The organism is Methylobacterium sp. 174MFSha1.1 (genome assembly GCF_900116815.1).
Lineage (GTDB): Bacteria > Pseudomonadota > Alphaproteobacteria > Rhizobiales > Beijerinckiaceae > Methylobacterium.
In genome coordinates this window covers 221,794-243,134 of sequence record NZ_FPCB01000004.1, presented here as the reverse complement: position 1 = coordinate 243,134, position 21,341 = coordinate 221,794, and the positions used below count along the sequence as shown (strand labels likewise).

Genomic DNA, 21,341 nt, shown 5'->3' with positions numbered 1-21,341 from the left:
CGCAGCTCCGGAATGACACAGCGGATATCAATTCTGTCGAGCCCATGGACGGGGCTCATCACCGGAGAACGTTATGATCACCGAAACCTACACCGACGGCATCAGCGAGATCACCGTGACCGGCTCGATCGTCCGGGTCGACCTGATGAGCCTGTCGCCGTCCGAGCGCGACGCCAACGGCAATCCGGTGCCGATGGTGCGCCAGCGCCTGATCCTGCCGGCCGACGCCTTCGCCAACGCCGCCGACCTGATGCAGCAGGTCAAGAACAGCCTGATCGAATCCGGCGTCATCCATCCGGGACAAGCCCAGAGGGAGGCCGTGCCCTTCGCCGGCGCCCGCCCGGGCCGCAACACCTCGCCGAACTTCTCCTGATCCTCGAAAACGATCTTGGGCGCCGCCGTGGATACCGGACTGCACTGCCTCGTCGCCGTCGCGCGCCACCACGGCGTCGACCTCGATACCGAGCGCCTCGCCCACGCCTACGCGGTGGGGGACGAGGCGGTCTCGACCCCGCGCCTGACCCGGATGGCGCGGGAGGTCGGTCTCCGGGCCGGCCGCACCCGCCTGTCCTTCCGGACCCTCACCGATCTCGGCGGCGCCTTCCCGGCCCTGGCGCACTTACGGAACGGCAACTGGGTCGTCGTCACCGGCACCGACCGGAACGCCGAGACGCCGCGCCTGATCGTGTTCGACCCGAAGGCCGCCCGGCTCGAACCGTTCCTCCTCGACGAAGCCGCCTTCTGCGCCGCCTGGGGCGGCGAGGTGCTGCTGATGCGGCCGAAGGCCCGGCGGCGCACCCCCGACGGGCGGCGGCCGTTCGGGCTCCTGTGGTTCGTGCCCGAGATCCTGCGCCAGCGCCGGCTCTTCTCCGACGTGATCGTGGCGGCGCTCGCGCTCTACGCCGTCGGCCTCGCGGTGCCTTTGTTCTCGCAGCTTGTCATCGACCGGGTGCTGACCCACGAATCCTACGCCACCCTCACGGTGCTCGCCGGCGGCGTGGTGCTGGCGCTGGTCTTCGAGGCCTGCTTCACATTCCTGAGGCGCTACCTGCTGCTCTACGCCTCGAACCGCATCGACATCCGGGTCGCGGTGAAGACCTTCGCCCATCTCCTCGGCCTGCCGCTCGCCCATTTCGAGCAGGTGCCGGCGGGCATCCTGGTCAAGCACATGCAGCAGGCCTCCCGGGTGCGGGAATTCCTGACCGGGCGTCTCCTCACCACGGCGCTCGACGCCTGCTCGCTCCTGGTCTTCGTGCCGGTGCTGCTGCTCTACAGCCCGAAGCTGACCCTGGTGGTGCTGGTCTTCACCGGCCTCGTCGCGCTCACCATCGCGGGCCTGATCGGGCCGTTCCGGCGCCGGCTCCAGGCGCTCTACGACGCGGAGGGCGAGCGCCAGGCGCTACTGGTCGAATCGGTCCAGGGCATGCGCACCATCAAGTCCCTGGCGATGGAGCCGCTCCAGGGCCGCCAGTGGGAGGATGCCTCGGCGCAGGCCGTGCAGATGCGCTACGGCGTCGAGCGGATCTCGGCCATCGCGCAGGCCGTCACCGGGCTCCTCGAAAAACTCACCTCGGTGGCGATCATCGGGCTCGGCGCGCTCGACGTGTTCGACCGCTCGATGACGGTCGGCGCGCTCGTCGCCTTCAACATGCTGGCCGGCCGGGTCTCGGGGCCGCTCGTGCAGATGCTCACCATGGCGCACGAGTACCAGGAGGTGGCGCTCTCGGTGCGGATGCTCGGCGAGGTGATGAACCGGGCGCCCGAGGCGGAAGGGCCGTCGCGCGGCCTGTGCCCGCCGGTGCGCGGCGAGATCACCTTCGAGGACGTGCGCTTCGCCTACGGGCCGGACCGTCCGCCGGCCCTCGATTCCGTCTCCTTCACGCTCGAAGCCGGCAGCATCGTCGGGGTGGTGGGGCGCAGCGGCTCGGGCAAGACCACCATCACCCGGCTGATCCAGCGCCTCTATCCCGTGCAGCAGGGGCTGGTGCGCCTCGACGGGCACGACATCCGCGAGATCGACCTCGCGCACCTGCGCCGCCAGGTCGGCGTGGTGCTCCAGGACAGCTTCCTGTTCCGCGGCACGGTGCGGGAGAACATCGCGGCGGCCAAGCCCTCGGCGAGCTTCGAGGAGATCGCCGAGGCCGCCCGCGCCGCCGGCGCCGACGAGTTCATCGAGCGCCTGCCGCGGGGCTTCGAGACGATGCTGGAGGAGAACGCCTCGAACCTCTCCGGCGGCCAGCGCCAGCGGCTCGCCATCGCCCGCGCCCTCGTCACCGATCCACGCCTCCTGATCCTCGACGAGGCGACGAGCGCGCTCGATCCCGACAGCGAGGCGATCATTCGGCGCAACCTGCGCCGGATCGCCCGGGGCCGCACGGTGCTGATCGTCTCGCACCGCCTCGCCACCCTGGTCGACGCCAACGCGATCCTGGTGATCGACGGCGGCCGCCTCGTCGCGACCGGGCGCCACGACCAGTTGCTCACCTCCTGCACGACCTACCGCCACCTGTGGAACCAGCAGACGAGGCAGGCCGCATGAGCGCCCCCCAGCCTGACGACGCGGCCCGGCCGCCGCTCGCCTCGGTGCCGGCATCGGACCCGGCTCCCACCAAAACCCCTCCCCGCGGCGAGGTGGTGGTCCTGCCCTCCCGGCGCCGGCCGGCCGTCGTCTCGGAGTTCCAGCCCGACGCTCTCGCGGTCGAGGAGCGCGCCCCGCCCCGCATCGCCCGGGCGACGCTCTATGCGGTCGCGGCGCTGCTCGCGACCGGCGTCGCGTGGTCGTGCCTGTCGGAGATCGACGAGATCGCCAGCACGCGGGGCCGGCTCGTCACCACGGTGCCGAACATCGTCGTCCAGCCCCTGGAGACCGCGGCGATCCGCTCGATCGCCGTCACGGTCGGCCAGTCGGTCAAGGCCGGCGAGACGCTGGCTTTGCTCGATCCGACCTTCAGCGAGGCCGACGTGCAGCAGCTCACCGCCCGGCTCGCCGCGGCCGACGCCCTGGTGCGGCGGCTTGAGGCCGAGGATGCGGACCGGGACGCCGCCTTCGACCTGAGGCGCCCCGAGCAGGCGCTGGAGGCCCGTCTCGCCAAGCAGCGCCGGGCTTTGCGCGACAGCCGCCTGCGCGGCCTCGACGAGGAACTGGCCCGGGCGCAATCGAGCCTCGACCGCAACCGCCGCGAGGAGAGCGTGCTGCTCGCCCGCCTCGACGGCCTGCGCGAGATCGAGGGGATGCGCACGACGCTCCTGGAGCAGCAGATCGGCTCGAAGCTCAACCTGCTCCAGACCCGCGACGCCCGCCTCGACGTCGAGGCCTCGCTGGTGCGCACCCGCGGCGCGCAGACGGAAGCCCGCCACGATCTCGCCAAGGCGACGGCCCAGCGCCAGGCCTTCCTCGACGAGACCGGCCGCACCGTGCTCGAAGCCCTGGCGGAGGCGCGCGAGAAGCGGACGGTCGCGGCGGAGGAGCTGCGCAAGGCGACCCTGCGCCGCGAGCTCGTGACCCTGACGGCACCTGCCGACGGCACCGTCCTCGACATCGCCCAGCGCGGCGCCGGCTCGGTGGCCAAGCAGGCCGAGGCGCTGTTCACGCTCGTGCCGGCGGGCAGCCCGCTCGAGGCCGAGGTGATGATCCACCCCCGCGACATCGGTCACGTCGCGGCGGGCCAGCCGGCGCGCATCAAGCTCGACGCCTTCCCGTTCCAGAAGCACGGCACGGTCTCGGGCCATGTCCGCACGGTGAGCCGCGACGCCTTTCCGTCCGACGGGGAGGGCCGCGGCAATCCCGGCCCGGGCCAGCCGCCGTCCCTGTTCTACCGTGCCCGCATCAGCCTCGACGATACGGGCCTGCGCGCCCTGCCCGAGGGTGCCGGCCTGATCCCCGGCATGGCGGTGCAGGGCGAGGTCCGGGTCGGCCAGAAGCGGGTGATCGCGTACTTCCTGTACCCGCTGATGCAGGTGGCGGACGAGGGGATCCGGGAGCCGTGAGAGGCCGGCCTGACGGCGCGCTCCGCGGGCCGTGCTGAAACGGCGGGGGCATCCCGTCCACGGTGCGGTGATACCATTTCCGGAAGATTACTTCCGGAAATGGTATCACCAGCCCGCGCGGCACCTGAGCGAAGCCGATTTCCGCATCGCGAAGCGATCAATCGGAAATCGTATGACATGATCGTGGACCGTGCCGCAGCGCGATCGGTCAGCGCTCCGGCACCGCCATCAGCGGCGCGAGCCAGCGGGCCGCGAAGGGATCGCCGCAGGTGCCGTGGAGCGGCGGGCGCAGCCGCAGCAGCACCTGGATCACCGCGGAGTGCAGCCCGGTGCAGGCGCTCCATTCCACCCCGGCGCCCGGATCGGCGAGCAGCAGGGCGGCCAGGGTCTCGGCCTCCTCCACCGGGCAGGCGCCCTCGAGGCGGATCCACTCACCGTCGCGGCGCACGCTCACGGCGTCCCTCCTGCCCCTTGCCCGTCTCCTTGCCCATCTCCTTGCCCATCTCCTTGCCCTTGCACTTGCTCCCGCGCGACCAGGGTCTCCGGATCGAGCACCAGGAGAAGGCCGCCGTCGCCGGTGAGCGCGGTCCCGGCGAAGCCCGGCAGGGCGGCGAGGCCCGGCAGCGGCCGCACCAGCCCGTCGAGGCGGCCGGCGAAGCGGTCGACCTCGACGGCGACGCGCTCGTCCCCGAGCCGCAGAACCGCCAGCCGCGCGGCGGCGGGTGCCGCGCCGGGGCCCAGGTCGAGCAGGTCGGCGAGGCGGAGCACCGGCACCGTCCGGCCGCGCAGGACCGTGGCGGCGCCGAAACCGTGGTCGCGGATCCGCTCGCGCGGGACCCGGGCGAGCTCGTCCACGGCCTCCATCGGCAGGCCGTAGAGGTCCGGGCCGATCCCGACCAGGAACAGCCGGGCGAGGGACTGGGCGCGCGGCAGGATCAGCCGGATCGTGGTCCCCTCCCCGATCCGGCTCTCGACGGTGCAGCGGCCGCCGAGGCGCGCGACGGCCTCCCGCACCGCATCCATGCCGACGCCGCGGCCGGAGACGGCGCCGACCTCGGTCGCGGTCGAGAAGCCGGGGGCGAAGATCAGGTCGATCACCCCGGCCGCGTCGAGGGCGGCGAGGGAAGCGGGCGCCATGAGCCCGCGGGCGGCGGCGCGGGTGCGGATGAGGGCCGGATCGAGGCCGCGCCCGTCGTCGGAGACCGAGACCACGACCCGCTCGCCCCGGCTCTCCGCCCGCAGGACGATCCGGCCCGTCGCCGGCTTGCCGGCGCCCCCGCGCGCCGCGGGCGGCTCGATGCCGTGGTCGACGGCGTTGCGCAGGAGGTGCAGCAGGGGCTCGAACAGACCCTCGGCCACGTCCCGGTCGACCTCGGTCGCCTCGCCCTCCAGGGTCAGCGCCACCTCCCGGCCGAGCCCGCGGGCGATGTCGCGCAACGGCCGCGGGAAGCGGCGGAAGACCCGGGCCAGGGGCTGGAGCCGCAGAGCCACCGCCTCGCGGTGCAATTCGGTCGAGAGCCGGCCGATGCGCTCATCGCTCGCCCGCAGGGCGGGAAGCAGGGCGGCGGGATCGTCTCCGGACACGGCCCTGGCGACCACCGCGCCGAGGGCGGCGCGGGCGGTGGCGAGGTCGTCCGCCAGGGCCACGAGGGCGTCGATCCGGCCCGCATCGACGCGCAGGGTCCTGGGCACCGAATCGGCGCCGGCAGCGGGGTCGATGTCGGGGGCCGCCGGATCCGGCGGCGCCAGGGTGACGATCGTGACCTGGTCGCGCACCAGGCGAAACACCGCGTCGACCGTCGCTCGCGGATCCGCGGTGAGCAGCGTCACCGCGAGGTTGCAGGCGAAGACGTCGAGGGTCTCCGCCGGCGGCCACGGCGCGGCGGGGGCGACGTCGAGGGCAAGCAGTCCGGGCAGCCGGCGCACGAGGCCGATCGGGTCGTCGCCGGCAAAGAAGCAATCGGCCCGCGGGACGTAGCGCAGGGCGGTGACGGCGCCGTCCGGGCGCGTGGGCAAGCCCGCCAGGAGATCGGTCATGAGGCCGGCGGCCCATTCGGGAACCGGACCCGGTGCCGGGGCGGCCGGTGCCGGATCGGGCGCTCCGCCCGGCGGGGCCAGCAGGGTCCGGAAGCCCGCGACGATCCGGGCCGATTCCGCCGCGCTCCCGGCCGGGAGCGCCCCGGTCGCGGCGATCGCCTCGGTCCAGCGCGAGGCGGCGTCGAGGGCGGCGAGCGACGCGTCGACGAGGCCGGCCCCGGTCGCGAGACGGCCGGCGCGGGCGGCGGAGAGCCCGTCCTCGGCGGCGTGGAGGGCGGCGAGCATGTCGGGCCAGTCGAACAGGGCGGCCGAGCCCTTGAGGGTGTGGACGGCGCGAAACACCCGGTTCAGCACCGCCGGATCGGGGTCGCCTTCGAGGGCCAGCAGGTCTTCGGCCGCGGCCTGGATCAGCTCGCGCGCCTCGGCGACGAAATCCGCGGTCAGATCGGCCGACAGGTCGTCGGCGGGAGGCGCCTCACGCATGCGCGTCCTCCGGGCGCTGGTAGACGACGGCCTCGGGGAAGCGGTGGGTGCGGAACCGCGACGGGATGCGGGCCATCGATTCGGTGTGGCCGAGGCAGAGGAAGCCGCCCGGCCGCAGGGCGGAGAACAGGTTGGCGGCGGCGATCTTGCGCGAGGCGTCGTCGAAGTAGATCAATACGTTGCGGCAGAACACGATGTCGAAGCGCCCCTCCTGCGCCATCCCGGCCCCGTCGACGAGGTTGCGGCGGCTGAAGCGCACCGAGCCGCGCAGCTCCGGCAGGATGCGCCAGGTCGGCCCCCCGGCCGTCCCCTCCTCGCGCGTGAAGTAGCGCGCGACCGTTGCGGGCGGCAGCCGGCCGAGCGCCCGGGTGCCGTAGCGCCCGGCCTGCGCCGCGGCGAGCGCCCGCGTGTCGATGTCCGAGCCGACGATCTCGATCTCCCAGTCGTCGACCGCGGGCCAGTGCTCGAGGAGCCAGATCGCCAGCGAGTAGGGCTCCTCGCCGGTGGCGCAGGGCATCGACCAGATCCGGATCGGATCGCCGAGGGTTCGCCCGGCGGTGACGGCGCCGAGGAGCGAGCCGGTGAGGCAGTGCAGCTGGTGCTCCTCGCGGTTGAAGTAGGTCTCGTTGACCGTGAAGGCGTTGACGAAGAGCTGCACCTCGCCGTCGCGATCGGCCCGCAGGCGGGCGAGGTAGGCCGGCAGGGCATCGGTGCCGGTGGCACGCATCCGCTCCAGCACCCGGCGCTCGACGAAGGCGCGCCGGTTCCCCGGCACCAGGATCCCGGTCTGGCGGTAGAGCAGGTCGCAGACCCGCGCCAGGTCGGCCTCGGCGAGCGCGCCGTCGCTGTCCGGATTCATGCCACCAGCGCCGTCAGCTCGGCCGCGATGGCGTCCAGCGGCGCGACCACGCTGGCGCCGCCGGCCCGCACCAATTCGCCCGGCATGCCCCAGACCACCGCCGTCGCCTCGGCCTCCGCGATCGTGCGCCCGCCGCGGGCCCGCAACGCCGCCATGCTCCGGGCGCCGTCGCGGCCCATCCCGGTCATCAGCACCCCGACGAGGCGGCGCGGCGGCACGAGGTCGAGGGCGCTCTCCACCAGGCGGTCGACGCTCGGGTGCCAGGGATAGTCGGCCCCGGCCGGGGCCGGGGCCGCCATCAGGCCGCCGGGCCGGCGCACCACGATCACGTCGGCGTCGCCGCGCCCGACATAGACCCGGCCCGGCACCAGGAGCGCCGGCGCCGTCACCTCCTGCACGGTAAGCGCGCAGAGCCGGTCGAGCCGGCGGGCGAGCGGCCCGGTGAAGGTCGCCGGCATGTGCTGGGCGACGACGATCGGCCAGGGGAAATCCGCGGGCAGCTCGCCGAGGAGGGCGGTCAGGGCGGGCGGCCCGCCAGTCGAGGCGCCGACCAGGACGAGGCCGCCGGCCGGGTCCGTCGGCCGGGTCGGGTCCGGAGGGGGCGGCACCTGGGGTGCGGCCGGCGTCGGGCGCGGCGCGAGGTCGGCGTGCCGGGCGCGCAGGCGCGCCGCGAGCCCGAGGGCGGTGCGCGGCCGGGACCGGGCCGCCGCCCGCACCGTCCGCACCAGCACCGGCGCGAACAGGTCGACCGCCAGCGACACCGGGCCGGCGGGTTTCTCCAGGACGTCGACCGCGCCCCGCGCCAGGGCGTCGAGGCTCGCCTCCGCGCCCTCCCCGGTGAGGGAGGACAGCATCACCACCGGGCAGGGCCGCTCCAGCATGATCCGGTCGAGGCAGGCCAGCCCGTCGAGGCCCGGCATGGTCACGTCGAGGGTCACGACGTCGGGCGCGAATCGTGGCAGGAGGTCGAGGGCTTCCAGCCCGTCGCGGGCGAAGGCCAGTTCGAAATCGCCCTCGGCGGCGAAGATGCCGCCCAGCACCTTGCGCATCAGCGCCGAGTCGTCGACCACGAGGAGGCGGATCATGCGCCGGACCTCCCGGCGAAGGCGGCACGGCGGAGCAGCGCGGCGGGATCGATCAGCGGCAGCGGCCCGCCCGGCAGGTCGGCCACCCGGGTCAGCGCGGCGCCGAGCCCCTCCGCGAGGTCCCCGGCGATCCCTCGCGGCGCCGGCCGGATCGCCCCGGCCTCCGGCCGCACCAGCCGCGCCGCCCCATCGACGAGGAGGCCGGCCCGTGCGCCCCCGGCCTCGATCACCACGAGGCGCCGCGGCCCGATGCCGGGCGGCAGGCCGAGGCGCCGGCGCAGGTCGAGGACCGGCAGCGCCCCGCCGCGGATCGCCAGCATCCCGGCGAGGTCCCCCGGCGCCCGGGGCACCCGTACGAGGGCGTCCGGCGCCCGCTCCACCCGGCGCACCGCCCCGGCGGGCAGGCCGTAGGCGCTGCCGGCGAGGTCGACGACCACGATCGGCTCGGTGCCGGGGGCGACGGGGGCGGCCCGCGCCGGCTCCGCCGCGCCGGCGAGGGCCTGGGGCGACAGGAGGCAGACGAGGGTCCCGTCGTCGCGGCGCAGGAAGCCGGCCGCCCAATCGGCGGCCGGGCCGGCGCGGCGCAGGGTCCGGGGCACCGGGTCGATCGCCTCCGGCCGCACCCGCAGCACCGGCCCGACCCGCTCGGCCACCAGCCCGACGCCGCGGAGCACCGCGACCCGGGTGCCGACACCGCCCGCGAGCCCGAGCCGGGCCGCGAGGTCGAGGAGCGGCAGCGGCCGCCCGCGCCACGGCATCGTGCCGGGGGCGGCGGATCCCGCCTCGGAGGCCGGCGCGACGCTCTCCGGCCGGCGCGTCACCGCCTCGACCGCGTCGAGCGGCAGGGCGTAGGATCGCCCGGCGACCGTGAGGGTCAGAAAAGCAGCGTCCGGAGCGGTGTCCGGGGCGGCTCGCGGCGATGCCGCATGGCGGTGCGGCGCCGCGGCATCGGCGGCTCCCCCCGATCGCCGCGCGAGACGGCCCGCGATCAGGCCCGGCAGGTCGAGGATCGCGGCCCCGCCCGGATCGGCCGCGAGGCCGACGATGCCGGCGACGAGGAGCCCGACCGGCCCCTCCGCCTCGGCCACCACCATCCGGCCCCGGAGGGCCGGGCCCGGTAGCTCCCGCCCCGAGGCCGGCGCGAGCAGCCGGGCGAGGTCGAGGACCGGGAGCGCCGTGCCGCGTCTCTCTGCGAGTCCGACGAGGCAGGCCGGTGCCCCGGGCATCCGGGTCAGGGCCGGGACCGGCGCCAGGCCGCGCACGCGCCCGGCCGGGAGGGCGACGCGCGGGTATTCGCCGTCCAGGGCGACGACGAGGACGCGCTCGCGCCCGGCCTCAGCCATCCGCCCGCAGCTCCTCGGCCAGCAGCGCGATCTCCTCGACCGCCGCCGCCAGGTCCTCGGCCCCGCGGGCCTGCTGGCGGGCGGCGGTGGCGGCCTCGCTCGAGGCACGGTCGGCCTCCTCGGCGGCCGCGGCGATCTGGCGGGCGCCCGCCGCGACGTCGGCGGCGGCGGAGAGGATCTCGTCGGCCCCGCCGGCGATCTCGCGGTTGGCCTGTTCCAGCTCCGCCACGTCGGCGGCCACCGCGGCGAGGCCGGCCGTGAGGGCCCGGTTCTTCGCCACCTCGGCCTCGGCCGCGGCCGCCGCGCGTTCGAGGGCGCGGCGCAACGCGGCGGCGCCGTCCCGGATCGTGCGCAAGGTGGCGCGGATCCGCTCCGTCCCGGCGCTCGCCTCGCGCGACAGCGCCCGGATGTCGCCCGAGACGAGAGCGAAGCCCTGGCCGGCCTCGCCGGCGCGGGCGGCCTCGATCGCGCCGCTCACCGCCAGCATGCCGATCTGCACCGCCACGAGGGCGATGCCCTCCGCGATCGTCTCGATGCGCCCGGTATCGGCCTCGATCGCGCCGAGGCGGTCGAGGGAGGCGTGCATCCCGTCGAGGGACTGCCCGACCCCGTCGGCGAGGGCGCCGAGGGTGGCGCGGGTCTCGCGCAGGGTCCCGGCGAGGCCGGCGACCCGCGCGAGCGCATGGTCGGCACCGGCCCGGGCCTCCGCGGCGGCACGCTCGATCTCCGTCATCGCGGCGGCGGATTGCCGGGACGCGGCGCCCTGGATGGTCAGGCCGCGGCTGATCTGGTCGATCGCGGCCAGGATCTCGGCCGCCGCACCCGACAATTCCTGGATCGAGGCCGAGAGCGCGTCGGCGGCCCCCGCGATCGCCTCGAGATTCGCGCAGGCGACGCCCGCGGGCCGGCCGGAGGGCTTCTGGTCCGCGCTCGCGCCGCCCAGGGTCTCGGCGAGGGCCGCCAGCGCCTCGGCGGTGGCCTGGCCCTGGTCGAGGGCTTCCGTCTGCTGGGCCACCGCGCGTTGCGCCTCCTCGGCCGCGGCGGCCTGCTGCTCGGCCGCCGCCGCGACCTGCTCGGCGCCGGCTTGCGCCTCGCGGGTGGTCGCCTCCGCCCGGAGCGCCGCCGCCAGGATGCCCTGCGCGCCTTCGGCCAGGGTCCCGAGATCGGCCCGCGCCGCCTCGAGCCGCCGGGCGGCGTCGGTCCCCGAGGCGGCTTCCGCCACCGCACGCGCGGCGGCGTCCCGGATCGCGGCCCCGAGCGCCCGGATCTCGGCCCGGATCGCCTCGGCCCGCTCCCGCACCTCCCCGGCCCCGGCCTCCGCGGTCTCGGCCAGCGCCCGCACCTCGTCGGCGACGATCGTGAAGCCGCGGCCGTGCTCCCCGGCCCGGACCGCCTCCAGGGCGGCGTTGAGGGCGAGCAGCCCGGTCTGGTCGGCGATCTCCGCGACCGTGCCGGTGACCTCGCCGATGCTCGCCGCCCCGCGGTCGAGGTCGTCGACGATGGCGACCGTCGCGGCCTGCCGCCCGGCCTCGGCCTCGATCGCCGCGACCGACTGGGTCGCCTGGACGCTGGCCTCGGCGAGCACGGACTGGAACGCGGCGGTGCGCCGGCGCGACAGGTCGGCCCGCTCCCGCGCCTCGCGGAAGCGCCCGACGATCGCCGCCACCGCCGCGAGGGATTCTTGCGCCGCACCCGCGGCCTCCTCGGCCCCGCCGGCGATCTGCTCCATCGCCCGGCGCAGCTCCTCGGCCGCCGCCGCGGCCTCGGTGACGCCGGCCGCCAGTTCCTCGGTGGCGGCGCCCAGGCGCTCGGTCGCCTTCTGCCGGCGGGTGCCCGCCGGCTCGCGGGTCCGGCCCGGCCGGAGCGCGGGTTCCGCCTCCGGCACCGTGGGCGCACCGTCCCGGGCCGCGAGCTTCGCCTTCTTCACCAGTGCCATCGCGCCCAAGAATCCATTCGGCGCCCAAGAACCCGCCCGCGCCTGCCCCGATGTGCCGGAGGTGCGCCGCCGCGGCAAGCGCCACGGGGGTATCGGGCTGGGGAGTGTAGCGTGAAGCCCAGCCTCTCCCGGAGGCAAGCGGCTCGGGCCTGGCGGGTTAGGACTTCCTTAACCACGAGCCGCGATGGTCCGCTCAACTGAACACCGAGGAGGTCGGGATGGATCACTTCGAGACGAGCATCCGCGAGCGGGCCTACGCCCTGTGGGAGCGGGACGGCCGCGCGCCGGGCCGCGACGAGCACTACTGGCGCCTGGCCGAGCAGGAGCTCGCCCGGCCGGCGGCGCCGGCCGAGGCGCCGGCCGCCGAGGCGGTCGCCGCCAAGCCCGTGCGCAAGCCGGCGGCCCGCAAGCCGGCGGCGACCAAGAGCGCGGCGGCCAAGGTCGTGGCCGAGGTGGCCGAGGCGGCATCGAAGCCGGCCCCGCGCCGCCGCCGTGCCGCCGCGGCGGCCGAGAACGTTACGACGCACTGAAGGTCTCGTCGGGCGCGTGCCGCGCCCGACACGACGGCAGAGCCTGTTCGATATCTCTGTCGATCTTAATCCACCCACACCCTCATCCTGAGGTGTCAGTCGATTGAAAATCGACTGACCTCGAAGGAGGCTTCCAGTTCTCCCGGAGATTTATGGAGGCCTCCTTCGAGGCCGGGCGATCTCCGATCGCCCGGCACCTCAGGATGAGGTCGTGGATGGGAGGGGAAAGCGTCTCGTGACGCAATCCTCGCCTATCAAACATCTAGCCCCTTCCGCCCTGCGGGAGGGGCTTTTCTTCGGTCGCGACCCGCACCGTGAGCCTGCCGCGGCGCCGGACCCGCCACAGCGCGCCGACGAGGGCGACGTCGATCAGCCCCAGGACGGCCAGCGCCGCCAGCGTCGCGTCGGCGCCCGCATGGGCGATGAGGTAGGCCCCGGCCGACGGCGCGACGGCCTGGGCGGCGAGGCTCGGCTTCGCCAGCCGGCCGAGCAGGGCGGCGTAGCGGTCGGGCCCGAACAGGGCGAGCGGCAGGGTGCCGCGGCCGATCGAGTAGAGCCCGTTGCCGGCGCCGTAGACCACCAGCACCAGGCCCGGTGCCGGGAGCCCGCTGCCGAGGAGCACGAGGCCGACCGCCATCAGCACCACCGCGGCGGTGAGCGTCCAGATCGGATGGTGCCGGCTGCGATTGGCCACTTCGAGCAGCCGCGCCCCGACCTGCGACGGACCGACCAGCGTGCCCAGCGACACCGCCGCCGCCAGCGACAGGCCGCGATCCTGCAGGAGGGTCAGCAGGTGGACCGAAAAGATCGAGGTGGCGATGCCCGTGCAGGTCACGATCGCGGCGAGCATCAGGAAGACCGGCCGCTCCGCGGCGTCGAGCGACACCGCGTCCGACCGGCCGCCCCCTGAAGCCGGCCGCGGAGCGGCGCGCGGGACCGCGCCCAGGATCAGCGGCAGGCACACGCCGAGCTGCAGGGCGGCGTAGGTCAGGCAGGTGCCGCGCCAGCCGAGATGCGCGAGAAGGAAGGCCGAGAGCGGCCAGCACAGGGTGCTGGAGAACCCGCCCCACAGGGTCAGCGTCGTGATCGCCGGGCGCGCATCGGCACCGTAGAGCCGCCCGAGCGTCGCGAAGGCGGCGTCGTAGAGGCCCGACCCCATCCCGGCACCGATCACCAGCCAGCCGAGGCCGAAGACCGGCAGGGTCGGGGCGAGCCCCAGGATGACCAGCCCGGCGGCGAGCAGCAGGGCCGACACCGCCAGGACCGGCCGCCCGCCCCGGCGGCCGATCGTGCGGCCGGCGAAGGGCGCGACGAGGCCCGCCGCCAGCATGCCGGCGGTGAGGCTGCCGAAGATCCAGGGCAATCCCCAGCCGGTCTCCGCCGCGATCGAGGGCCCGAGCACCGTCAGCAGGTAGTAGCTGCAGCCCCAGGCGAGGATCTGCACGATGCCGAGCGCCGAGATGACCGGCCAGCGCCTCTGCGCGATCACGGGACGAGCGGGCCCGGGCCGCGGGCCGGTGCGTGATCCGGGACTCCCTGATTCATGACGACATCCATCGGCGGCGGCCTCCCGCTTCGGGCGGGCGCGAGGACCGGCGCCCTTCTCCCGCATCCTTTGCCAATCTCTAACGAGTTCGCGGGACACTCGTCCACCAGAGTCCGGCGGGGTTGTGGAACATCTCCGGAACACCCATCTAAGATGCTGATTTGCTTCGCCTTCCGCTCTTGGTGCCGGGCTTTGCCGCTGGCACCCGGGGCGCAAATCGGCTAAGCCGTCCGGCAAGAGAGTGTGAGCCCGCGCGGGCCGCGACGAGAGACAGACCTTGGCAGAGAACGACCCGACCGGCGCACCGCCGCCCGCGACCGACATCAAGCCCGTCTCGATCACCGACGAGATGCGCCAGTCCTACCTGGCCTACGCGATGAGCGTCATCGTCAGCCGGGCCCTGCCGGATGCGCGCGACGGCCTCAAGCCCGTGCACCGCCGCATCCTGTACTCCATGTACGAGAACGGCTACCTGCCGGACCGCAAGTACGTGAAGTCGGCCCGCATCGTCGGCGACGTGATGGGCCAGTATCACCCGCACGGCGACCAGTCGATCTACGACGCCCTCGTCCGCATGGCGCAAGACTTCGCCATGCGGCTGATGTTGGTGGACGGCCAGGGCAACTTCGGCTCGATCGACGGCGACCCGCCGGCGGCGATGCGCTACACCGAGTCGCGCCTCGCCAAACCGTCGATGGCGCTCCTCGAGGACATCGACAAGGACACCGTCGACTTCAACCCGAACTACGACGAGTCGAAGGACGAGCCGGCGGTCCTGCCCGCCCGCTTCCCGAACCTCCTCGTCAACGGCGCCGGCGGCATCGCGGTCGGCATGGCGACCAACATCCCGCCGCACAACCTCGGCGAGGTGATCGACGGCTGCATCGCGCTCATCGACGATCCGGCGATCACCATCGAGGGCCTGAACGACATCATCCCGGGGCCGGACTTCCCGACCGGCGGCTCGATCCTCGGGCGCTCGGGCACCCGCTCGGCCTACATGACCGGCCGCGGCTCGGTGATCATGCGGGCGAAGTCGCATATCGAGGAGCTGCGCAAGGAGCGCGAGGCGCTGATCTTCACCGAGATCCCGTATCAGGTGAACAAGGCGTCGCTGGTCGAGAAGATCGCCGACCTCGTGCGCGAGAAGCGGGTCGAGGGCATCGCGGATCTTCGCGACGAATCCGACCGCGACGGCATGCGCATCGTCGTCGAACTGAAGCGCGACGCCGTCGCCGACGTGGTGCTCAACCAGCTCTACCGCTACACGCCGCTGCAATCGAGCTTCGGCTGCAACATGGTGGCGCTGAACGGCGGCCGCCCCGAGCTCCTTAACCTCAAGGACCTGATCCAGGCCTTCATCGACTTCCGCGAGGAGGTCGTCTCCCGCCGCACCAAGTTCCTCTTGAACAAGGCGCGCGAGCGGGCGCACGTCTTGTGCGGCCTGGCCATCGCGGTCGCCAACATCGACGAGGTGATCCGGCTGATCCGGACCTCGCCGGACCCGAACTCGGCCCGCGAGGCCCTGATGGCCCGCGACTGGCCGGCGGAGGACATCGCGCCGCTGATCGCGCTGGTCGACGATCCGCGCCACCGGGTCAGCGAGAACGGCACCTACCGCCTGTCGGAGACCCAGGCCCGCGCCATCCTCGACCTGCGCCTGCAGCGCCTCACCGCGCTCGGCCGCGACGAGATCGGCGACGAGCTGAAGCGGCTCGCCGACGAGATCGCCGACTACCTCGACATCCTGCGCTCGCGCGCCCGGATCATGGGCATCGTCAAGCACGAGCTGGCGGAGGTGAGGGCCGAGTACGCGACGCCGCGCAAGACCGAGATCCTCGACTGGGATTCGAGCGTCGAGGACGAGGACCTGATCCAGCGCGAGGACATGGTCGTGACCGTGTCCCATGCCGGCTACATCAAGCGCGTCCCGCTCTCGACCTACCGGGCCCAGCGCCGCGGCGGCAAGGGCCGCGCTGGCATGTCGATGCGCGACGAGGATTTCGTCACCCGGCTGTTCGTGGCGAACACCCACACCCCGGTGCTGTTCTTCTCCTCGCAGGGCCAGGCCTACAAGGAGAAGGTGTGGCGGCTGCCGCTCGCGGCGCCGAACGCGCGGGGCAAGGCGCTCGTCAACATCCTGCCCCTCGATCAGGGCAAGGAGCGCATCACCACCATCATGCCGCTGCCCGAGGATGAGGCGTCCTGGGAAACGCTCGACGTGATGTTCGCCACCGCCAGCGGCAATGTCCGGCGCAACAAGCTGTCCGACTTCGTGCAGGTGAACCGCAACGGCAAGATCGCCATGAAGCTCGACGAGGGCGACCACATCGTCCACGTCGAGATCTGCACCGAAGCCGACGACGTGCTGCTGACCACCGGCGCGGGCCAGTGCATCCGCTTCCCCACCACCGACGTGCGGGTGTTCAAGGGCCGCGACTCGACCGGCGTGCGCGGCATCAACCTCGCCAAGGGCGACCAGGTCATCTCGATGACGATCCTGCGCCACTTCGAGGCCTCGCCCGAGGAACGCCAGGCCTACCTGAAGCGCGCCAACGCCGACCGGCGCGCCACCGGCGAGGCGATCGAGCTGCCGGCGGCCCCCGAGCCGGAGGCGGAGGAGAACGCCGCCGCGATCGACCTGGAGCAGGACCGCTACATCGCCATGGGGGCGGCGGAGCAGTTCGTCCTCACCCTGTCGGAGCGCGGCTTCGGCAAGCGCACCTCGTCCTTCGAGTACCGGATCTCCGGCCGCGGCGGCAAGGGCATCAAGGCGATGGAGGTCAATGCCCGCAACGGCACCCTCGTCGCCTCCTTCCCGGTCGAGACCAGCGACCAGATCATGCTGGTCACCGATGCCGGCAAGCTGATCCGCGTGCCGGTCGACGACATCCGGGTGGTCGGCCGCGCCTCGCAGGGCGTCACGGTGTTCAACACCGACAAGACCGAGAAGGTGGTGTCGGTCGAGCACATCGAGGGCGAGGGCGAGGCGGAGGCCGAGATCGAGGGGGATGGCGGGGAGGTCGAGGGGGGTTGATCTCCCCGGGACCGGCTTCGATCCCCTGCCCTCGACCAGTACCCTCGACGTCATCCCGGGGCCGCGAAAGCGGAACCCGGGATCCATAACCGCCGACGGTTCAGACAGAGGCGGAACGCCTATCGCCAAGTTCTTTGTCGTCAGCGGTTATGGATCCCGGGTTCCCGGCTGCGCCGGGCCCCGGGATGACGCGGAGATTTGCTCGGCTACGCAGGCGCCGCCCCGCCTACCATGCCGGAAGGAACCCACTCACTTCCCGAAATCCACCGTCGCCCCTTTCGCGACGTGCTTCGCGAGATCCCGCGCGTCCCAGTTCGTCAGCCGGACGCAGCCATGCGACTCGGTCTTGCCGACCTTCTCCGGCTCGGGCGTGCCGTGGATGCCGTAGCCGTCATTGCCTGACAAATCGATCCAGACCACGCCGACCGGGTTGTTCGGGCCGGGCTTGATGGTGAACTTGCGCTTCGCGTCGACGCCCTTGAACTCGTATTTCGGGTTGTAGGTGTAGGTCGGATCGAAGGCGACGCCCTCGACCTTCAGGACGCCGCTCGGCGCCGGCTTCTCCTCGCTGCCGATCGAGGCCGGGTAGAGGTGGACCAGCGCCCCGTCCTCGCCGTAGGCGCGAACCTGGAGCGCATCCTTGTCGACCTCGATGCGGGTGACCTTCGGAGCCTGCGGCAAGTCCTTGCCCGGGATGCGGCCGGTCTCGAGCGGCGGCACCGCCGCGACCGTGATCACAGTGCCGGCCTTGGTCAGGGCCGCGTCGGGGTTGAGGGCGTCCAGCAATCCCTTGCTCATGTGGAAGCGCTCGGCCAGCATCTCGGCCGGCGAGGTGTAGGAGAGCGCCTTCAGGTCGGCCTGCTCCTCCATCTTCGGCGGGATCTCCTCCACGTACGGGCCGGAGACGTCCTGCTCGGTCAGCGTGTATTGCGTCACCGCCGGATCCTGGCTGGTGCCGGACAGGGCCTGCCACACCGGCCCGTCGAGTTCCTTCGCGGCGGCAGGGTCCTTGGTGAGTCCTTTGGCCTTGGCGAAGCCCGCGAGCGCCCCGCGCAGGTTGTCGCCGTCGCGCCCATCGATGGCGCCGGGCGAGAAGCCGGCTCGGTCGAGGAGCACCTGGACCCGGATGGTCAGCGGGTCGGCGCGCGTCTCGGCGGCTTTCGACGACTTCGTCTCCTTCTTGCCGGTGCCCTTGCCCTTCTCCTGGCCGTCGGGCGTCCCGGCGCCGAACTGCGCCTGATTGATCGCCTCCGCGGTCAGGGGGTTTTCCGCGGCGCCGGCCGCGCCCGACAGCCCCACCACCAGCAGAGCCACCCCGAGCCTCGCCGTCCTGCGCATCCGACCCTCTCCCGCATATCAAACCAGCACGGCCTAAAAGCGCTGGATGCCCCGTCCCGTTCCCGGATTTTCCACCCTCACTGGCACAGGCGGTGGCCGGCCGGGCGCTCGCGCTCGTCGAGGTGGAGGTGGTTGGCGTGGGCGGCGTCCGAACCCGGCCCGAGCACGGTGCGGAAGAAGCCACAGGCGCGGACCCTGACCGCGGCCACGAACGCCGCCTCCGGGGTCCCCTCGCGCGCCGCCCCGACCGCCACCGGCGCCCGTCCCTCGACGGTGAAGCCCATCACGTCGACCCCGTTGGCGTAGGCGTGCTCGCTCAGCTTGGCGCTCGGATCGTGGTTCTGGCCGCGGCACTCGTAGGAGCCGCCGATCTGGAAGGAGTGCGGCGCCTTGCCGAGGGTCTGCTCGGCGATCACCCGCACCTCGGTGCTCCAGCGGCCGAGCGCCTCGGCGGCGACGCAGGTGAGCGTGGCGGCGGGCGCGAGGGCGACGCCGTCGGGCAGGGCGGTCACCCGCAGGGGCTTGGCCGCCCCGCACATCCCGTCGGAGAGGGGCGCCACCGGCTCGGCCTTGACGCCCAGGCGCTCGAGCCGGCGCAGGCAGGCGGTGTCGTCGGGCACCAACGTGGCGGGGGTCGGCGCCGGGCCGGCGGGCACGTCGGCGGGCCGCTCGGGCGGCAGCGGTGCCGGCGCGGGGATGGGGCCGGCCGGCGCGTCCTTAGCCACGTCCTTGGCGGAATCCCTGGCGGTCTCCTTGGGAGACCCATCCTTGGCCGCCGGCTCGGTGGTCGCCGGGACTTTCGCCTCATCGGGCCGCGGCGGCGGCAAGGGCACCTGCTCGACCGGAACCCGGCTCAGCGGCGGCGGGGCCGGCGCTGTCTGGCCCATCGCCGAACCGGCGACGACGGCCGCCCCCGCCAGCGCAGCGAGGATCCGCCCCACGATCGTCCCCGGCATCCCGCCCTCCCCAGAGTCCCGCCCCTCAACGGGCCGGCAAGCGTGACCGTTCCAGCGCACCATGCCGCGCTCACGCGATCCCGGCCCCGCTTGCGCCCCCCGCCCCAGGGTCTATCGTCGCCCGCCCAATCAGCGAGAGGACCAGCATGCGCGGCGTCACGGCGGAGCACGAGCCCAACCCCTTCTCCGAGCCGGCCTGGACCACGCCGCACGGGCTGCCGCCCTTCGAGCGCATCGTCCCTGCGCATTACGAGCCGGCCTTCGAGCGGGCGCTCGCCCAGCACATCGCCGAGATCGAGGCGATCGCCGGCAATCCCGAGCCGCCGACCTTCGCCAACACCATCGAGGCGCTGGAGCGCTCCGGCCAGGCCCTGCGGCGGGTCTCCTCGACCTTCTTCAACCTCACCGGCAGCCACACCAACCCGGAGCTTCAGGCGGTGGAGCGGGCGGTGGCGCCGCGGCTCGCCCGCCACGGCAGCGCGATCTACCTCAACCCCGACCTGTGGGCGCGGGTCTCAGGCATCGGTGAGGAGGGTCTCTCCGACGAGGCGAAGCGGGTGCGCGAGCGCTACCGCCTGCGCTTCCGCCGCGCCGGCGCCGAGCTCGCGCCCGAGGCCAAGGAGCGGATGGCGGCGATCGCCGCCCGGCTCGCCGAGCTCGGCACCCAGTTCAGCCAGAACCTGCTTGCCGACGAGGGCGCCTTCACGCTGGAACTGACCGGCGAGGACGACCTCGCCGGCCTGCCGCCCTTCCTGCGCGCCGCCGCCAGCCGGGCCGCCGAGGAGCGCGGCCTTCCCGGCCGCCACGTCGTCACGCTGTCGCGCTCGCTGATCGACCCGTTCCTGGTTTTCTCGACCAACCGCGCCTTGCGCGAGCGCGCCTACGCCGCCTGGATCCGCCGCGGCGAGAATGGCGGCGACACCGACAACCGGGCGATCATCACCGAGACCCTGCGCCTGCGCGCCGAGCGGGCCCGCCTGCTGGGCTACGAGAGCTACGCCGCCTACCGCCTCGACGACACGATGGCCGGCAGCGCCGAGGCTGCCGTGGGTCTCCTTGAGGAAGTCTGGGCGCCGGCCCGCCGCCGGGCGGAGGCCGAGCGCGACCGGCTGCAGGCGCTCGCCCGCGAGGACGGCCACACCTTCGACCTCGCGCCGTGGGACTGGCGCCATTACGCCGAGCGCCTGCGCCGGCGCGAGCACGCCCTCGACGAGGGCGAGATCAAGCCGTACCTCGCCCTCGAGGGCATGATCCAGGCGGCCTTCGACACGGCGCACCGCCTGTTCGGCCTCTCCTTCCGGGAACTGCCGGACGTGCCGCGCTACCACCCGGAGGTGCGGGCCTGGGAGGTCGCCGACCGGGACGGGCGGGTGATCGGCCTGTTCCTCGGCGACTACTTCGCGCGGCCGAGCAAGCGCTCGGGTGCCTGGATGAGCGGCTTCCGCTCGCAGGAGCGCCTGACCGGCGAGGTCACGCCGATCATCGTCAACGTGATGAACTTCGCCAAGGGGGGCGAGGGCGAGCCGGCGCTGCTCTCCTTCGACGATGCCCGCACGCTGTTCCATGAATTCGGCCACGCCCTGCACGGGCTGCTCTCGAACGTGACCTACCCGATGCTGGCCGGCACCGCGGTGGCGGGCGACTTCGTCGAATTGCCCTCGCAGCTCTACGAGCACTGGCTGGAGCAGCCGGAGGTCTTGCGGGCCCATGCCCGCCACTACCGCACCGGTGAGCCGATGCCCGAGGACCTGCTCGCCCGGCTGCTCGCCGCCCGGACCTTCAACCAGGGCTTCGCCACGGTGGAGTACACGGCGTCGGCGATCGTCGACCTCGACCTGCACCTCTCGCCGGAGGCCGAGGGCGGCATCGATCCCCTCGCCTTCGAGGCCGAGTCGCTGCGCCGCATCGGCATGCCGGCCGAGATCGCGATGCGCCACCGCACGCCGCACTTCCAGCACATCTTCGCCGGGGAAGGCTACGCGGCCGGCTATTACAGCTATCTCTGGTCCGAGGTACTGGACGCCGACGCCTTCGACGCCTTCCGGGAGGCCGGCAACATCTTCGATCCCGCCACGGCCGAGCGCCTGCGGACCTACGTCTACGGCGCCGGCAACCTGCGCGACGCCCGCAGCGCCTACACGGCCTTCCGCGGCCGGCTGCCGAGCACCGGGCCGCTGCTGCGCAAGCGCGGGCTGGCGGCGTAG

General features: G+C 73.6%; 15 protein-coding genes. 6 read left to right on the top strand and 9 right to left on the bottom strand.

The features are described from left to right. The first annotated feature begins 73 nt into the window (after positions 1–73). From BM430_RS01120 to BM430_RS01110, 3 genes are read left to right on the top strand one after another with little or no spacing between them, the layout of a single operon-like run. The gene (locus tag BM430_RS01120) at positions 74–373 is read left to right on the top strand and encodes a hypothetical protein (RefSeq protein WP_093564462.1); all 300 of its coding nucleotides are present in this window, start codon (positions 74–76) and stop codon (positions 371–373) included. Positions 374–388: 15 nt separating this feature from the next. After that, a complete protein-coding gene (locus BM430_RS01115; RefSeq protein WP_093564460.1) occupies positions 389–2,539 on the top strand; it encodes a peptidase domain-containing ABC transporter in 2,151 nt (716 codons plus the stop codon). Then, complete coding sequence (locus tag BM430_RS01110; protein ID WP_093564458.1) at positions 2,536–3,987, top strand: HlyD family type I secretion periplasmic adaptor subunit; 1,452 nt, start codon at positions 2,536–2,538, stop codon at positions 3,985–3,987. The genes BM430_RS01115 and BM430_RS01110 overlap by 4 nt, the downstream gene beginning before the upstream one ends. Before the next feature lie 208 nt (positions 3,988–4,195). On the opposite strand, the gene BM430_RS01105 is transcribed toward BM430_RS01110, so the two are convergent. Genes BM430_RS01105 through BM430_RS01080 form a run of 6 tightly spaced genes read right to left on the bottom strand, consistent with a single transcriptional unit; the run spans position 4,196 to position 11,730 of the window. Continuing rightward, complete coding sequence (locus BM430_RS01105; RefSeq protein WP_093564456.1) at positions 4,196–4,441, bottom strand: hypothetical protein; 246 nt, start codon at positions 4,439–4,441, stop codon at positions 4,196–4,198. Continuing rightward, positions 4,438–6,507, bottom strand: a complete 2,070-nt coding sequence (locus BM430_RS01100; protein WP_093564454.1) for a chemotaxis protein CheA — start codon at positions 6,505–6,507, stop codon at positions 4,438–4,440. The genes BM430_RS01105 and BM430_RS01100 overlap by 4 nt, the downstream gene beginning before the upstream one ends. Further along, on the bottom strand, positions 6,500–7,366 hold the full coding sequence (locus BM430_RS01095; RefSeq protein WP_093564452.1) for a CheR family methyltransferase: 867 nt from the start codon (positions 7,364–7,366) through the stop codon (positions 6,500–6,502). The genes BM430_RS01100 and BM430_RS01095 overlap by 8 nt, the downstream gene beginning before the upstream one ends. Next, complete coding sequence (cheB, locus tag BM430_RS01090) at positions 7,363–8,451, bottom strand: chemotaxis-specific protein-glutamate methyltransferase CheB (protein ID WP_093564450.1); 1,089 nt, start codon at positions 8,449–8,451, stop codon at positions 7,363–7,365. Before cheB ends, BM430_RS01095 begins: the two co-directional genes overlap by 4 nt. Further along, positions 8,448–9,794 (bottom strand): chemotaxis protein CheW, encoded by a 1,347-nt coding sequence (locus BM430_RS01085; RefSeq protein ID WP_093564448.1) that lies wholly within the window; start codon positions 9,792–9,794, stop codon positions 8,448–8,450. The genes cheB and BM430_RS01085 overlap by 4 nt, the downstream gene beginning before the upstream one ends. After that, the gene (locus BM430_RS01080) at positions 9,787–11,730 is read right to left on the bottom strand and encodes a methyl-accepting chemotaxis protein (protein ID WP_093564446.1); all 1,944 of its coding nucleotides are present in this window, start codon (positions 11,728–11,730) and stop codon (positions 9,787–9,789) included. Before BM430_RS01080 ends, BM430_RS01085 begins: the two co-directional genes overlap by 8 nt. A gap of 218 nt (positions 11,731–11,948) precedes the next feature. Here BM430_RS01080 and BM430_RS01075 point away from each other — a divergent pair, with 218 nt between their 5' ends. Continuing rightward, positions 11,949–12,260 (top strand): DUF2934 domain-containing protein, encoded by a 312-nt coding sequence (locus BM430_RS01075; protein WP_093564444.1) that lies wholly within the window; start codon positions 11,949–11,951, stop codon positions 12,258–12,260. Between the two features lie 262 nt (positions 12,261–12,522). Here BM430_RS01075 and BM430_RS01070 read toward each other — a convergent pair whose 3' ends face one another. Continuing rightward, a complete protein-coding gene (locus BM430_RS01070; protein WP_093564442.1) occupies positions 12,523–13,749 on the bottom strand; it encodes an MFS transporter in 1,227 nt (408 codons plus the stop codon). A 334-nt stretch (positions 13,750–14,083) separates the two neighbouring features. On the opposite strand from BM430_RS01070, the gene gyrA reads away from it, so the two are divergent. Further along, complete coding sequence (gene gyrA, locus BM430_RS01065; RefSeq protein WP_093564440.1) at positions 14,084–16,843, top strand: DNA gyrase subunit A; 2,760 nt, start codon at positions 14,084–14,086, stop codon at positions 16,841–16,843. A gap of 249 nt (positions 16,844–17,092) precedes the next feature. Here the strand turns inward: gyrA and BM430_RS01060 are convergent, their stop codons facing one another. Further along, complete coding sequence (locus BM430_RS01060) at positions 17,093–18,181, bottom strand: L,D-transpeptidase family protein (protein ID WP_093564439.1); 1,089 nt, start codon at positions 18,179–18,181, stop codon at positions 17,093–17,095. Between the two features lie 77 nt (positions 18,182–18,258). Continuing rightward, positions 18,259–19,137 carry an extensin-like domain-containing protein gene (locus BM430_RS01055; RefSeq protein ID WP_093564437.1) on the bottom strand — a complete coding sequence of 293 codons (879 nt, stop codon included), beginning with the start codon at positions 19,135–19,137 and terminating at the stop codon, positions 18,259–18,261. A 146-nt stretch (positions 19,138–19,283) separates the two neighbouring features. Here BM430_RS01055 and BM430_RS01050 point away from each other — a divergent pair, with 146 nt between their 5' ends. Next, entirely contained in the window at positions 19,284–21,341 is a 2,058-nt protein-coding gene (locus BM430_RS01050; RefSeq protein ID WP_093564435.1) for a M3 family metallopeptidase, read from the top strand.

Excerpts from the sequence above, each read along its gene's own strand:
- BM430_RS01120 (WP_093564462.1), top strand. The coding sequence starts at position 74 with ATGATCACCGAAACCTACACCGACGGCATCAGCGAGATCACCGTGACC.
- BM430_RS01110 (WP_093564458.1), top strand. The coding sequence starts at position 2,536 with ATGAGCGCCCCCCAGCCTGACGACGCGGCCCGGCCGCCGCTCGCCTCG.
- BM430_RS01100 (WP_093564454.1), bottom strand. The coding sequence starts at position 6,507 with ATGCGTGAGGCGCCTCCCGCCGACGACCTGTCGGCCGATCTGACCGCG.
- BM430_RS01095 (WP_093564452.1), bottom strand. The coding sequence starts at position 7,366 with ATGAATCCGGACAGCGACGGCGCGCTCGCCGAGGCCGACCTGGCGCGG.
- cheB (WP_093564450.1), bottom strand. The coding sequence starts at position 8,451 with ATGATCCGCCTCCTCGTGGTCGACGACTCGGCGCTGATGCGCAAGGTG.
- BM430_RS01085 (WP_093564448.1), bottom strand. The coding sequence starts at position 9,794 with ATGGCTGAGGCCGGGCGCGAGCGCGTCCTCGTCGTCGCCCTGGACGGC.
- BM430_RS01080 (WP_093564446.1), bottom strand. The coding sequence starts at position 11,730 with ATGGCACTGGTGAAGAAGGCGAAGCTCGCGGCCCGGGACGGTGCGCCC.
- BM430_RS01075 (WP_093564444.1), top strand. The coding sequence starts at position 11,949 with ATGGATCACTTCGAGACGAGCATCCGCGAGCGGGCCTACGCCCTGTGG.
- BM430_RS01060 (WP_093564439.1), bottom strand. The coding sequence starts at position 18,181 with ATGCGCAGGACGGCGAGGCTCGGGGTGGCTCTGCTGGTGGTGGGGCTG.
- BM430_RS01055 (WP_093564437.1), bottom strand. The coding sequence starts at position 19,137 with ATGCCGGGGACGATCGTGGGGCGGATCCTCGCTGCGCTGGCGGGGGCG.
- BM430_RS01050 (WP_093564435.1), top strand. The coding sequence starts at position 19,284 with ATGCGCGGCGTCACGGCGGAGCACGAGCCCAACCCCTTCTCCGAGCCG.